Raw genomic sequence first — 13,600 nt, 5'->3', positions numbered from 1 at the left:
TGCGTGCGGGCTTACAGGTACTGGCAGGTGGAGCGGTGGAGGAAGGCACCGTGACCGGCCCGGCCGGTGTACTCGCGCCGGTCGATGACGAGTTCGCCGCGCGAGAGCACGGTGTCGACGCGTCCGGTGATCCGCTTGCCCTCGTACGCCGAGTAGTCCACGTTCATGTGGTGGGTCTCGGCGGAGATGACCTGCTCGGCGTGCGGATCGTAGAGGACGATGTCGGCGTCGGAGCCCGGCGCGATGGTGCCCTTCTGGGGGTAGAGGCCGAACATCCGGGCCGGGGTCGCGCAGGCGATCTCGATCCAGCGGCGGCGGCTGATGTGCCCGTCCACGACGGCCTGGTGCAGGAGGTCCATCCGGTTCTCCACGCCCGGGAGCCCGTTGGGGATCTTCGAGAAGTCCCCGCGTCCCAGCTCCTTCTGGCCCCGGAAGCAGAAGGGGCAGTGGTCGGTGGAGACCACTTGGAGGTCGTTGGTCCGCAGCCCCCGCCACAGCGCCGCCTGGTGCTCGCGGGGGCGCAGCGGAGTGGAGCAGACGTACTTGGCGCCCTGGAAGTCGGGCTCGGCCAGGTTGTCGGTGGACAGAAACAGGTACTGCGGGCAGGTCTCCCCGAAGACGGGCAGGCCCTTGTCGCGGGCGGCGGCCAACTCGGCCACCGCCTCCTCCGCCGAGACGTGCACCACGTACAGGGGTGCGCCCGCGACCCTGGCCAGCTGGATCGCGCGGTGGGTGGCCTCGGCTTCGAGGAGCACCTTGCGGACCTCGCCGTGGTGGCGGGGGTCGGTCTCCCCACGAGCCAGGGCCTGTTCGACGAGTACGTCGATCGCGATGCCGTTCTCGGCGTGCATCATGATCAGCCCGCCGTTGGAGGAGGCCCGCTGCATCGCGCGCAGGATCCGGCCGTCGTCGCTGTAGAAGACGCCGGGGTAGGCCATGAACAGCTTGAAGGAGGTGACGCCCTCCTCCACCAGGAGGTCCATCTCCTTCAGCGTTCCCTCGTTGACGTCCGAGAGGATCATGTGGAAGGCGTAGTCGATGGCGCACCGGCCGTCGGCCTTGTCGTACCAGGTGTCGAGCCCCGCGCGCAGGGCCTGGCCCACGCTCTGCACGGCGAAGTCGACGATGGTGGTGGTGCCGCCCCAGGCGGCGGCCCGGGTGCCCGTCTCGAAGGTGTCCGAGGCGGCGGTTCCGCCGAAGGGGAGCTCCATGTGGGTGTGCGCGTCGACCCCGCCGGGGATGACGTACTTCCCGGTCGCGTCGATCGTACGGTCGGCCGTCCAGGCCTCGGCGGCCGCCGAGCCGTGTGCGGCGAGCGCCGCCACGCGGCCGTCCTCGATCAGGACGTCCGCGTGCATGTCGTCGGCGGCGGTGACGACGAGGCCGCCGCTGATCAGGGTGCGGATGGTCATGGCTCTCCCCCCGGGGGTCAGTCGATGGCGCGCAGGGCCTGGGCGAGGATCTCGGCGCCCTCTTCCGCCTCGGCGACGGTGAGGGAGAGCGGCGGCGCGATGCGCAGCACGCTGGTGTTGTGGCCCCCGCCCTTGCCGAGCAGCAGGCCGCCCGCGCGGGCGGCCTCCAGCACGGTGGCGGCCGCGTCCGGATCGGCCTGGTCGGTGCCGGGCTTCGTCAGTTCGAGGCCGGCCATCAGGCCGCGGCCGCGGACCTCCCGTACGGCGGGCACGCCGGCGCTGACGGCGCGCAGCCGTTCCAGGAGCAGTCCGCCGACGCGGCGGGCGTTGCCCTGGAGGTCGTGCTCCAGCAGGTAGGCGAGGTTGGCGACGCCGGCGGCCATGGTGACGGGCGAGCCGCCGAAGGTGGAGATGGAGTTCGCGTCCAGGCAGTTCATCACCTCGCCGCGGGCCACGACCCCGCCGATGGACATGCCGTTGCCGATGCCCTTCGCGAAGGTGAGGATGTCCGGCGGGCCGTTCTGGGCGTGCGCCTGCCAGCCCCAGAAGTGTTCGCCGGTGCGGCCCCAGCCGGTCTGCACTTCGTCGCTGATCCAGAGGATGCCGTGCCGGTCGAGGACCTCGCGGAAGGCTCCGTACAGGCCGTCGGGCGGCGAGGTGAAGCCGCCGACGCCCTGGACGGGTTCGGCGATGAGGGCGGCCACTCCGCCGCGGGCCTGGCCGAGTACATCCTCCAGGTCCGCGACGGCGGCGGCGGTGAACCGGGCGTCGGACAGCTCCGCGAAGGGGCCTCGGGTGCGGACCCCGCCGTGGACGTAGTAGGTCTGGAGCGGCGAGAGGCTCGTGGGGGACCAGCCCCGGTTGCCGGTGACGGAGACGGTGGAGAAGGACCGGCCGTGGTAGCTGTTGCGCATCGCCAGGATCTGGTTGGAGCGGCGGTACGTCGTCGCGAGCAGCAGCGCGGTGTCGTTGGCCTCGGTGCCGGAGGTGGTGAAGAAGACCCGGGCGTCCGGGATGCCGGACACGGCCGCGACCCGCTCGGCGAGCTCGATCATCGGCCGGTTGAGGTACAGGGTGGAGGAGTGGACGAGCCGCCCGGCCTGATCGGCGACGGCCTTGGTGACCTCGGGCAGGGCGTGGGCGGTCATCGTGGTGAGGATGCCGCCGAAGAAGTCGAGGTAGCGGTTGCCGTCGGCGTCCCAGACGTGGCGGCCCTCGCCGTGGGTGAGCTCGATGGGGCGGTCGTAGTACAGCGTGAGCCAGTCGGGCATCACGGTCCGGTGGCGGCTGTGCAGGGGAATCGGGTCGGTCACGGCTGTACGAGCCCTCCGTAGGCGTCGGGGCGGCGGTCGCGGTAGAAGGCCCACTGCGTGCGGACCTCTTCGATGAGGCCGAAGTCGAGGTCGCGGACGAGGAGTTCCTCTTCCTTGTCGCTGGCCGGCTCACCGACGAACTGACCGCGCGGATCGACGAAGTAGCTGGTGCCGTAGAAGTCGTTGTCGCCGTACTCCTCCCGGCCGACCCGGTTGATGGCCGCGATGAAGTACTCGTTGGCCACGGCGGAGGCGGGTTGTTCCAGCTGCCACAGGTGCGAGGAGAGGCCGCGGTGGGTCGCGGACGGGTTGTAGACCAACTGCGCGCCCGCCAGACCCAGTTGCCGCCAGCCTTCGGGGAAGTGACGGTCGTAGCAGATGTAGACGCCGACCCGGCCGACGGCGGTGTCGAAGACGGGCCAGCCGAGATTGCCCGGGCGGAAGTAGTACTTCTCCCAGAAGCCCTTGACCTGGGGGATGTGGTGCTTGCGGTACTTGCCCAGGTAGCTGCCGTCGGCGTCGATGACGGCGGCGGTGTTGTAGTAGAAGCCGGCACTCTCCAGCTCGAAGACCGGTACGACGATCACCATGCCGGTCTCGCGGGCGAGCTCCTGCATCCGGCGGACGGTCGGGCCGTCGGGGACGGCCTCGGCCCAGCGGTAGTGCTCGGGCTCCTGGACCTGGCAGAAGTAGGGGGCGTTGAAAACCTCTTGGAAGCCGATGATCTTCGCGCCCTGGGCGGCTGCCCGGCGGGCGTGCTCCTCGTGTTTGGCGATCATCGACTCGGTGTCTCCGGTCCAGGTGGCCTGGACCAGCGCGGCGCGGACGACTTGGGCCATGAGCTGCTCCTCGCGACGGGAACGCCGGTTCTACGCACGTAGACGGTGTACGTAGGGAGTAGAACGTAGGCCTCGTCACACCGTGGGGCAAGACCGCCGTGCGCGGTTGGAGTAGTCGATCACGTTACGTCGCCCCGTGGTCGATTGTGGTCAGGAGACGGGCGGTTTACGCCGTGGTAATGCCCGCCACGCGGAGGGCGTGGACCAGGTCGCGGTGCCGCGTCCCGGAGACGGCGCGCGCCGCCCGGAGCAGCCGCGGGGCGAACCACTGCGGGTCGCGCCGGGCCAGGCCGGCCGCCTCCTCGGCGGTGCGGACCCGGACGAAGGCACCCAGCAGGGCGTCGGCCTCACGGGCCCGGCCCGCGGCGCCGAGGGCCAGGGCCGCGTCGGCGATCTCCGCGGCGGGGCGGGCCACGCCCTGGCGCAGCAGGCGGTCGCAGTCGGCCGCGCGGCCGGACTCGCCGAGGGCGGCCGCGGCCGCCGCGAGCCGGTCGGGCGGGAGCGAGGCCGCCTCCCAGAGCAGGGTGGCCCAGTCGGCGGCGAGCCCGGCGCGGTTCAGTTCGGCGGCGAGGGCGGGCAGCCGCTCGGCGGGCCAGGCGGCCGCCTCGCACAGCAGGACGTGAGCCTCGCCCGTCCGGCCTTGCGCACGGAGCGCGAGCAGCTCGCCGACGACCGCCCGGGTGGGCCGGTGCGCTGCCGCGGGTGCGGGCGCGGGTGGGGCCGTCGGCGGCCCGCCGGCTTGCGCCGTGCGCATGTCTTCCGGTGGCGCTCCCCCGGGCCGGGCGGCCCGGGCCTGCTCCTCGGGCCCACGCTCCGGCCGTTCGGCGCCGACGCCCTGGGCGCTGGCGGCAGCCCTACGGCCGAAGCGGGCGCCGCGGGGCGCGGTCGGGCCAGCCTCCGGTCCGGCTCCACCGGCGGAGCCGTCCCGCTCCCGCTCCTCCTCCCGGTGCCCGAAGCGGCCACCGCGGGGAGCCGGGAGACCGGGCTCGGGCCCGGGCCCGGGCTCAGGCTCGGGCTCGGGGTCCCGCTCCCGCTCCGGCCGGCCGAAGCGGGCGCCGCGGGGGGTGGGGAGGGTGGCCTCCCGGCCCGGGGGCGGTGCGCCGGGCGCGGGGTAGTCGCCCGGCCCGCCCGGCGGGGTGGAGTCGGGGGCCGCCGGGCCCGCGTACCGGGCGCCCCCGGCCCGCCGCGCACCACGTGGCCGCCGTCCCTCGGCCCGCCCGGCCGGCGCCTCCTCCTCGACCGCCCGCTGCTGCGGCACCCCCGCCAACGGCCCGGCAGGCGGCGGCCGGTGCCCGACGGGCAGGGCCGCCAGGCGGGCCACGAGATCCTGGTACCGGGCGGTGGCGCGGGCCGCGTCATCCCGGGCCCAGGAGAGCTCCCGGGCCAGAACGTCCGCCTCCGCCTGGTCCGTGGCGCCGTCCAGCGAGGCGGTCAGGCTCCGCAGGGCCGCCTCCGCGTCGGCCCGTTGGGCGGCCGCCGCCACGAGCAGGGTCCGCAGCTCCTGCGCCCCGCCCGGCAGCCGGTCCCACGCGGCGACGGCCGCGGCCCGCAGCCCGGCCGCGTATACGGTCTCCCGCGCCGCGAACTCCGCACCCCCGGCCCCCGCGAGGTCGCGCAGCAAGGAATCCACCACGTCCCAGGGCGGTATCGCGGCCCCGTCGAGGCAGGCCCGCATGCCCTCCGGGTCCCGGCGCAGGAACTCCGCGTACCAGCCCGTCCCGGGGTCCAGCCTTCGCGTCAACCCCCTGAGGTATTCAGTGAGTTGACCGATCACCAGCGAAGCAGCGGTCTCCATGACCGCATTGGACCCCACCCGTGTTACGGGCGGGCTACGGGAGTCTCAAACCTTGACGGCGATACCGCTGTGCGGCCGCTTGCCCCGGCGCGCCAAGGTGGCGGGTACATCCACCGCCCAGAACTGCCACGTGTACTTGCGCGACATCAGCTTCCGCACCCGCCTCAGCCCCGCCTCGTCCAGCAGCCGGGCCTGGCCCTCCAGCGCGGGCGCCCCCTCCTCGACGCGTCCGCGCACGTCGCATGCGGTGACGGTGACCCGCCCGTTGTTGCGGATGCGCTTGACCTTCCACGAATCGCTGCGCGTCCATATGTACAGCTCACCGCTGTCGGCCACCGCCCAGACGGGAGTGGACACGGGCGTGCCGTCCTTGCGGAAGGTGGTGAGACTGACGTACCGCGCTCTGCCGAGCTCCTCGAGATCCATGGTCGGAGCGTAGGCGCTGCGTCAGCGCCGCGGGGTCCGGTCCCGGTCGGACGTCAGGCGCCTCGGGCGCGTCAGGCGGGTGCGAGGGCGCAGCGCCGCATCACGTCGTCGAGGGAGAGCCCGAGCACCTCGGCGAGGGCCGCCACGGTGAAGAAGGCGGGGGTGGGCGCCCGGCCGGTCTCGATCTTGCGGAGGGTCTCGGCGGAGAGCCCGGCGCCGGCCGCGATCTCGACCATGCTGCGCGGGCCGCGCGCCTCGCGGAGGAGCGCGCCCAGGCGCTCGCCGCGCTCGCGCTCTTCGGGGGTGAGAGGGGTACGGACCATGCACCCATCCTACCCCGCTACCCAATAACTATCCCGTTACAGTTATACCGGTATAGTTATTGGCATGGTGGAACTGAAGACAGACGAGTCGATCGACGAGATGCGCGCCGCGGGCCGCGTCGTCGCCCACGCCCTGGCCGCCGTCCGGCAGGCCGCGCGGGTCGGCAGCCGCATGCTGGATCTGGACGAGATCGCCCGCGAGATCCTGCGCGAGGCCGGCGCGACCTCCCCCTTCCTCGGCTACCGGCCGCGGTTCGCGCCGGTGCCCTTCCCCGCCGTCATCTGTACCTCGGTCAATGACGCGATCGTCCACGGCATCCCCGGCGAGTACCGCCTGCGCGACGGCGACCTGGTCAGTGTCGACTGCGGGGCGAAGCTGGGCGGCTGGGTCGGCGACGCGGCGGTCAGCTTCACCGTCGGCCGGGCCCGCCCCGGCGACCTGCGGCTGATCGAGACCGCCGAGGCGGCGCTCAGCGCCGGAATCGCCGCCGCGGTGCCCGGCAACAGGATCGGGGACATCGCCCACGCCGTCGGTACGGTCTGCCGCGCCGCCGGATACGGCATTCCCGACGGCTTCGGCGGCCACGGCGTGGGCCGCACCATGCACGAGGACCCGGGCGTGCCCAATGAGGGCCCGCCGGGACGCGGTATGAAGCTGCGCCCCGGCATGGTCCTCGCGATCGAGCCGATGCTCACCGCGGGCGGTACGGACGACTACACCTGCGACGGGGACGGCTGGACCCTGCGGACCGCCGACGGCAGCCGCGCCGCGCACGCGGAGCACACGGTCGCGATCACCGCCGACGGCCCGAGGATCCTCACCGCCTTGTAGGGCCCGCGGTCCCTACGGCCGGCCGTGCGGGTGCACGACCATCGCCGAGCCGCCGCCCCGCCTGCTCGTCTCGGCGGCCGCCAGCCAGCGCCCGTCCGGCAGCCGCTGCACGCCGGTGGCCGCGCCGATCTCCGGGTTCTGCCGGAAGCCCTGGCCGATCGCCTCCAGTTCCGCGCGCACCGGGCTGTTCCAGAGCCCCGGCTCCAGCTCCGTCGTGGTCTGGTTGCGCTGGCTGGCCCGTGGCGCGGCGATCGCGTCGACCAGCGGCAGTCCCCGGTCCAGGTGGCCGGTCAGGGTCTGCAGGACGGTGGTGATGATGGTGGCGCCGCCCGGGGAGCCGACCGCCAGCACCGGACGCCCGTGCTCCAGCACGATGGTCGGGGCCATGGACGAGCGCGGCCGCTTGCCCGGGCCGGGCAGGTTCGGGTCCGGGACGCCGGGTGCGGCCGGGGCGAAGGAGAAGTCGGTCAGTTCGTTGTTGAGCAGGAAGCCGCGACCGGGGACGGTGATCGCGCTGCCGCCGGTGGACTCGATGGTCAGCGTGTAGGAGACGACGTTGCCCCAGCGGTCGGCCACCGTCAGGTGGGTGGTGTTCTCCCCCTCGTAAGTCGTGGGGGCAGCCTGCCCGGTGGAGGCGCAGGGCGCGGGGCGGCGCGGGTCGCCGGGCGCCAGGGGGCTGGTCAGCGCCCGGTCCGGCGTGATGAGGCAGGCGCGCGAATCGGCGTACTCCTGCGAGAGCAGTTCCCGCGTCGGCACGTTCTCGACGGCCGGGTCGCCGACCCAGCGGCCCCGGTCGGCGAAGGAGATCCGCGAGGCCTCGATGAAGCGGTGCAGGTACTGCGCCTCGGAGAGCTTCGAGAGATCGGTGCGCTCCAGGATGTTCAGCGCCTCTCCGACGGTGGTGCCGCCGGAGGAGGAGGGCGCCATGCTGTAGACGTCCAGGCCCCGGTAGCCCACGCGGGTCGGGGCCTGCCACTTGGTCGCGTACGCGCGCAGGTCGCCGGTCGTCAGGTCGCCGGGCCGCACGATCCTGGTGGCGGCGGGGTCGACCGGGGGTGTGCGGACGGCCCGGACGATGTCCTCGGCGATCGGGCCCCGGTAGAGCGCGCCGGTGCCCTTGCGGGCGAGCTCGGCGTAGGTCGCGGCCAGGTCGGGGTTCTTGAAGGTGGAGCCGACCACCGGGAGGTCGCCGCCGGGCAGGAAGAGCTTCGCGGTGTCCGGGAAGTCCTTGAAGCGGGCCTGGTTGGCCTCGGTCTGGGCCCGGAAGGTGCTGTCCACGGTGAAGCCGTCGCGGGCCAGTTTCTCCGCGGGCTTCAGCAGCTGGCGCAGCGGGCGGGTGCCCCAGGCGTCGAGGGCGCTCTTCCAGGTGGCCGGGGTGCCGGGGACACCGACCCCGAGGCCGCTGGTCTGGCCCTCGGCGAAGGGGATGGGGGCGCCGTTCTCCTGGAACAGGGTGGAGGTGGCCGTCGCCGGGGCGGTCTCGCGGCCGTCGATGGTCCGTACCCGGCGGGACGTGGCGTCGTAGTGGACGAAGTAGCCGCCTCCGCCGATGCCCGCCGAGTAGGGCTCGGTGACCCCGAGCGCGGCGGCGGTGGCGATCGCCGCGTCCACGGCGTTGCCGCCCGAGCGCAGGACGGCGATCCCGGCGGCCGAGGCGTCGGCGTCGACGCTGGCGACGGCCCCGCCGTAGCCGGCGGCCACCGGCACCTTGGCCGGTGTGGGCGGCGCGGACGGCGGGGCGGCGGCGCCGGTCGAGACGAGTGCGGCGACGAGGGCGAGCAGCGGTAACGTGCGGGCGGCGGGACGGTGCATCCGGACCTCCAGTGGCAGCGTGCGCCGAGCCTAGCCGCCGTCCCGCCGTCCCGTCAGGACCTCGGCCGCGCCGCGTGGTTGCCCTGTCCGGCACCTGCGGCTGACCTCGCGCAGCGCATGCCCTAGCATCCCGCGCATGAACGATGACGTGCGCAACATCGTGCTCGGGGTGCTGGCCACCGCCCTCAGCGGCGGATTCGGCTGGTTCTCCCGAACCTATCTGTGGCGCCGCGCCCTCCGCCGCAAGCAGGCCTTCTTCGGCCTGCCCACCGGGTCCGACTGCCTGTTCGTGGCCAACCGGCAGATGGGCGGAGCTGATTCGTCGCTGCACCGCAACGACGCCTTCGCGCTGCTGGAGATATCCGCGCTGATCAAGGACTGCGGGGCGAACGTGCAGATCGTCACCCACGACACGGCCCGCCAGGGCTTCGGCGAGCGGGCCGAGTTCTGCGTCGGCGGGCCGATCTCCAACGTCCGTACGACGGCGCATTTGGCCTCCATGCTCCCGGGGGTGCGAGTGAGCGTCGGCGGCGAGCCCGGCCCCGACCGGGGGGCCATCAGCGTCGGCGGGGAGACCTACCGATGGGAGAAGGGCCTGGTCGAGTACGTCCTGCTGGCGCGGCTGACCACCGGGCAGGGCTCCCGGCCGGTGTTCCTGCTGTCCGGACAGACCGCCAACAGCAACCAGGCCGCCGCCCGTTACCTGGCCAGACACCACCGGCGGCTGGCCCGCACGTACGGCAGGGATTCCTTCTGCGTCCTGCTGAAGGTCATCAACTCCGACGCCTACGGCCCGGACGTGACCGAGCTGGTGGCGGACGTCACCGAGGCGGCCCGGACACCCGCAGCGGCAGCCGTGTGATCCCGTTGATGAAGTTCGACACCAACCGGCGCGGCGGCCCCGTGAGTTCGGGCGGGGGCATGGCCGCGCACCACTCCTCGTAGAGGGTGCGCAGCTGGAGCCGGGCGAAGTGGGCGCCGAGGCAGACGTGCGGACCGTCCCCGAAGGAGACGTGGGGGTTGGGCGTCCGGCCGAGGTCGAGGCGGCCGGGGTCGGTGAAGACCCGCTCGTCGTGGTTGGCGGAGGCGTGGAAGACCACCACCTTGTCCCCGGCCCGGATCGGCTGCGCGCCCAGTCGGGTGTCGACGGCCGCCGTGCGGCGGAAGCTGAGCACCGGCGGATGGACGCGCAGGAGTTCCTCCACGGCCCGGTCCACCGGGACCCGCCCGTCGGCGAGCCGCCGGTAGGCGTCCGGGGTGCGTACCAGCGCGAGCAGACCGCCGGGGGCGGCGCTGCGCACGGTGTCGTTGCCCGCGACGGTGAGCAGGAAGAAGAACATCTCCAGCTCGGCCGGGTCCAGTGCGGCGTGGGCGAGGGAGGTCATCACGTCGTCGCCGGGGTGGGTGCGCTTGTGGGCGGCCAGTTCGCGGGCGTACGCGAACATCTCGCCGAGCAGCGCTGGGGAGCGCGGGTTCAGGGGCTTGCCGTCCGGGCCGAGCAGGGGCGCGGGCGCGTCCTCGGGATCCTGGTAGCCGATGATCCGTACGGTCCACTCCAGCAGCAGTCCCCGGTCGGCGGCCGGGACCCCCAGCAGGTCGGTGAGGTTGAGCAGCGCGTACTCGTCGGTGACGGTGCGCACGAGGTCGGCGGCGCCGTCCTCGGACCGGTCGCGCGCGGCGGCGAGCAGGCCCCGGGCCCGTTCCCGTACCCGCCCGGCGAAGGCGTCGACCCGGGCGGGGGTGAAGGCACGGGCGACCACCCGCCGCAGCCGGCCGTGGTCCGGGGGGTCCTGGTTGAGCATGGTGCGGCGCAGGAACGGCAGGTCGGCGGGGTCGGGGTCGCGGATCTGGGTGGCGCCCAGCCAGGAGGAGTACGAGCGGTGGTCGCGCAGGACCCGGACGACGTCGGCGTGCCGGGTGACGGCCCAGAAGCCGGGGCCAGCCGGCCAGCCCTGGATCTCCGGCTCCGGCTGCCAGGCCACCGGGTGCCGCTCGCGCAGCAGCCGGTAGCGCTCGTGGGGGATGCCCTCGGCGTAGATGCGGGGGTCGAAGACGTCGGGGACGTCCGCGGCGTGGTCCATGGGGCCACCGTGACGGGAGGCGGCCCCGCCCGCAAGGGCGCGGCCGGCCGCCGGCCGGCCGCACACGTCAGCGCCGCGAGTCGCACTCGGCGGATGCGAGGGTGGTGTCGGTGCCCCGCAGGGTGACCGGGCTGAGGGTGTCCGGCACGGCCGAGACGCCGATGGTGCACACCAGCTGGCTGCGGGCCAGTTCCGACAAGCCGCCCACGGCGAACGGCACATGGACCGTCATCCCCGCGCTCGCCGAGTACTCGCTCACCGCCACCCGTTCCTCCTGCCCGGCGGCCGGCCGGGGCAGCGCCGTAGTGAGTCCGGCCTCCCCGGCCAGACCGCTGGGGCCGTCCAGCAGCAGCAACACGAGCGCCCTGGGCGCGATGGTGTAGCCGTCGGGGAGCATGAACGGGACCGGGGCGAGCCGGTCGCCCTCCTTGGAGACGAAGTAGAGGACGACACCTTTGCCGCTCGGGCTCTTGACGGTGGAGGCATGGCCGCTCTCGATCACCCCGGTGGGCTTGATCCCGCATCCGGCGAGCAGCAGGGCGCAGCCCGCCAGCGCCGCCGGGGCCCGGGACCTCGTCTTCCGCTCTGTCATACGCGGGCCTCCAGCGGCATGTCGAGGGTGAAGAGGGCTCCTCCGCAGGGCCCGTTGCCCGCCCGGAGGGTGCCCCCGTGCAGGCGGACGTTCTCCAGGGTGATGGCGAGTCCGAGGCCGCTGCCGGCGGAGCGGGTCCGGGCCGCGTCGGCCTTGAAGAAGCGGTCGAAGATGTGCGGCAGCACCTCGGGGGCGATGCCGGGCCCGCTGTCGGCGACGTCGATCAGCAGCCGTTCGCCGTCCTCGCCCGGTGCGGTCCGTACGGTGACGCGTACGGGGGCGCCGCCGTGCCGCAGGGCGTTGCCGACGAGGTTGGCGAGGACCACGTCGAAGCGGCGCGGGTCGAGTCGGGCGCGTACCCGGTCCGGCAGCTCGGTGACGACGCGGTCGTCGTCCCAGTGGCGTCGTTCGAGGGTCTTGCGCACGGCTTCGGCGATGTCCACGTCGTCGAGGTTGAGCTCGGCGGCCCGGGCGTCGAAACGGGAGATCTCCATCAGGTCCTCGACGAGGACGGCGAGTTTGCCGGTCTCGGCGCTGACCAGGCGCAGGGCCTTGGCGGTGTCGGCGTCGAGGCGCGCGGCGTCCTCGTCGAGGACCTCGGTCACGGCGAGCATCCCGGCGAGGGGGGTGCGCAGTTCATGGGAGACGTCGGAGGCGAAGCGGCGGGCGCGGGTCTCCGCGTCCTGCAGCTCGCGCACGGACTGCTCCAGGGCGCGAGCGGTTTCGTTGAAGGTGCGGGCGAGTCCGGCGAGTTCGTCGGCGCCCCGGACCTCGATGCGGGTGTCGAGGCGGCCGCGGCCCAGCCGCTGGGCGGCCCGGCGCATGTCGCGGACCGGCCGCAGGACGCTGCGGGCGGCCAGAAGCGCGGGGACGATGGCGATGGCCAGCCCCGGGACGGCGCCCTGCTGGGCGGCGTCGACCATGGCCTCGACGGTCTCCTTCTCGGTCGCGAGCGGGACGCTGGCGTAGAAGACCGCCCCGGTGGATTCGGTGTAACCGTTGTGCTCGAAGAGGGCGGGGACGCCGATCGTGAGCCACGGGTTGCCGCGCTGGTCCTCGACGCGCTGGAAGGCTGTGTACTGGTTGTTGCGGACCTTGTCGCGCAGGCTGTCGGTGATCACGGTGGAGGTGGGCGTGCCGGGGTTGGTGGAGACGCGCAGGCCGCCGTACTCGCCGAAGATGATCCACGGGTGGGGTTTGCCGCGCTTGCCGAGCTCGATGACGACGCGCTGGAGCTCCTGCTGGGTCAGCGGCAGGCGGATCTCCTGCTGCTCGACCTGGTCCCGCAGGGTGTTGACGGCGGTGTCCTGGGTCTGCTTGAGGATGGCGTTGCGCGCCTGCTGGTAGGTGAGGGCGGCGGTGGTCACCGCGCTGATTGCGGCGACCAGCAGGAAGGCCGCGATCAGCCGGGTGCGCAGGCCGAAGGGGGCTATCCGCCTCACCGTCGCGGACCCTGGACCGGGCCGAAGCGGTAGCCGAAGCCCCGCACGGTCTGTATGTAGCGGGGGGCGGCGTCGGGGTCCTCGATCTTGTGGCGCAGGCGGCGCACGCAGGCGTCCACGAGCCGGGCGTCGGCGTGGTAGCTGTGGTCCCAGACGTACTCCAGGAGCTGCTGGCGGGAGAAGACCTGCTCGGGCGAGGCCGACAGGTGCAGCAGGAGCTTGATCTCGCTGGGGGCGAGGGCGACGCGCTCGCCGTTCTTGGCGACGGTGAGCCCGGCGCGGTCGATGGCGAGCTCTCCGTGGACCGCGACCTCCGGGCGCATGCCCACGGGGTCGTTGAGCCTGCGCAGCACGGCCTTGACGCGGGCCTCGATGACCTCGGTGCGGGCGGGTTTGACGATGTAGTCGTCGGCGCCGGCCTCCAGGCCGATGACGATGTCGAAGTCGTCGCCGCGCGCGGTGAGCATGATGATCGGCACCTCGCTGCTCTCGCGGATGCGGTGGCAGACCTGCACGCCGTTCATGCCGGGCAGCATCAGGTCGAGCAGGACGAGTTCGGGGCGGAAGCCCGCCATCAGGGCGAGCCCCTCCTCCCCGGTCTCGGCGGCGCACACCTCGTGCCCGCGGCGGCGCAGGCCGAGGCCCACTCCCTCGCGGATGGAAGGGTCGTCCTCGATCAGCAGTACGCGTGGCATCCGGTCAGTATCCCAGGGTGTTGTGGGGCGTTCCCTGC

The 13,600-nt window shown here is 73.4% G+C and carries 13 protein-coding genes; 2 read left to right on the top strand and 11 right to left on the bottom strand.

All coding sequences use genetic code 11. The annotated features are described in order from the left end of the window. Nucleotides 1–11: 11 nt before the first annotated feature. From hydA to ABZX75_RS23135, 6 genes are all read right to left on the bottom strand, one after another. Nucleotides 12–1,412 (bottom strand): dihydropyrimidinase, encoded by a 1,401-nt coding sequence (hydA, locus tag ABZX75_RS23160; RefSeq protein ID WP_355413462.1) that lies wholly within the window; start codon nt 1,410–1,412, stop codon nt 12–14. Nucleotides 1,413–1,429: 17 nt separating this feature from the next. Beyond that, the gene (locus ABZX75_RS23155; RefSeq protein WP_355413497.1) at nt 1,430–2,683 is read right to left on the bottom strand and encodes an aspartate aminotransferase family protein; all 1,254 of its coding nucleotides are present in this window, start codon (nt 2,681–2,683) and stop codon (nt 1,430–1,432) included. Nucleotides 2,684–2,721: 38 nt separating this feature from the next. Further along, nucleotides 2,722–3,564 carry a nitrilase-related carbon-nitrogen hydrolase gene (locus ABZX75_RS23150; RefSeq protein ID WP_355413460.1) on the bottom strand — a complete coding sequence of 281 codons (843 nt, stop codon included), beginning with the start codon at nt 3,562–3,564 and terminating at the stop codon, nt 2,722–2,724. Between the two features lie 166 nt (nt 3,565–3,730). After that, on the bottom strand, nt 3,731–5,359 hold the full coding sequence (locus ABZX75_RS23145; protein ID WP_355413458.1) for a hypothetical protein: 1,629 nt from the start codon (nt 5,357–5,359) through the stop codon (nt 3,731–3,733). 45 nt (nt 5,360–5,404) lie between these two features. After that, nucleotides 5,405–5,785 carry a PPOX class F420-dependent oxidoreductase gene (locus tag ABZX75_RS23140; protein WP_355413456.1) on the bottom strand — a complete coding sequence of 127 codons (381 nt, stop codon included), beginning with the start codon at nt 5,783–5,785 and terminating at the stop codon, nt 5,405–5,407. Between the two features lie 71 nt (nt 5,786–5,856). After that, complete coding sequence (locus ABZX75_RS23135; protein ID WP_355413454.1) at nt 5,857–6,108, bottom strand: helix-turn-helix transcriptional regulator; 252 nt, start codon at nt 6,106–6,108, stop codon at nt 5,857–5,859. A gap of 64 nt (nt 6,109–6,172) precedes the next feature. Here ABZX75_RS23135 and map point away from each other — a divergent pair, with 64 nt between their 5' ends. Further along, the gene (gene map, locus ABZX75_RS23130) at nt 6,173–6,940 is read left to right on the top strand and encodes a type I methionyl aminopeptidase (RefSeq protein ID WP_355413452.1); all 768 of its coding nucleotides are present in this window, start codon (nt 6,173–6,175) and stop codon (nt 6,938–6,940) included. 12 nt (nt 6,941–6,952) lie between these two features. On the opposite strand, the gene ggt is transcribed toward map, so the two are convergent. After that, the gene (gene ggt, locus ABZX75_RS23125; RefSeq protein ID WP_355413450.1) at nt 6,953–8,752 is read right to left on the bottom strand and encodes a gamma-glutamyltransferase; all 1,800 of its coding nucleotides are present in this window, start codon (nt 8,750–8,752) and stop codon (nt 6,953–6,955) included. Between the two features lie 136 nt (nt 8,753–8,888). On the opposite strand from ggt, the gene ABZX75_RS23120 reads away from it, so the two are divergent. Beyond that, nucleotides 8,889–9,614 (top strand): hypothetical protein, encoded by a 726-nt coding sequence (locus tag ABZX75_RS23120; protein WP_355413448.1) that lies wholly within the window; start codon nt 8,889–8,891, stop codon nt 9,612–9,614. Here the strand turns inward: ABZX75_RS23120 and ABZX75_RS23115 are convergent. The 4 genes from ABZX75_RS23115 to ABZX75_RS23100 form a co-directional block, all read right to left on the bottom strand. Then, nucleotides 9,574–10,833, bottom strand: coding sequence for a cytochrome P450 (locus ABZX75_RS23115; RefSeq protein ID WP_355413446.1), 1,260 nt, complete (start codon nt 10,831–10,833; stop codon nt 9,574–9,576). The genes ABZX75_RS23120 and ABZX75_RS23115 overlap by 41 nt on opposite strands. 67 nt (nt 10,834–10,900) lie before the next feature. Continuing rightward, the gene (locus tag ABZX75_RS23110) at nt 10,901–11,425 is read right to left on the bottom strand and encodes a hypothetical protein (RefSeq protein ID WP_355413444.1); all 525 of its coding nucleotides are present in this window, start codon (nt 11,423–11,425) and stop codon (nt 10,901–10,903) included. After that, complete coding sequence (locus ABZX75_RS23105; RefSeq protein ID WP_355413442.1) at nt 11,422–12,867, bottom strand: HAMP domain-containing sensor histidine kinase; 1,446 nt, start codon at nt 12,865–12,867, stop codon at nt 11,422–11,424. Before ABZX75_RS23105 ends, ABZX75_RS23110 begins: the two co-directional genes overlap by 4 nt. Further along, on the bottom strand, nt 12,864–13,562 hold the full coding sequence (locus ABZX75_RS23100; RefSeq protein WP_355413440.1) for a response regulator transcription factor: 699 nt from the start codon (nt 13,560–13,562) through the stop codon (nt 12,864–12,866). Before ABZX75_RS23100 ends, ABZX75_RS23105 begins: the two co-directional genes overlap by 4 nt. Between the last annotated feature and the right edge of the window lie 38 nt (nt 13,563–13,600).

It is taken from the genome of Streptomyces sp. NPDC003038 (assembly GCF_040611115.1).
In the GTDB taxonomy this organism is placed as follows: domain Bacteria; phylum Actinomycetota; class Actinomycetes; order Streptomycetales; family Streptomycetaceae; genus Streptomyces.
Note: the sequence above shows the minus strand (reverse complement) of the source record. Positions and strands in the feature narration are given on the sequence as shown.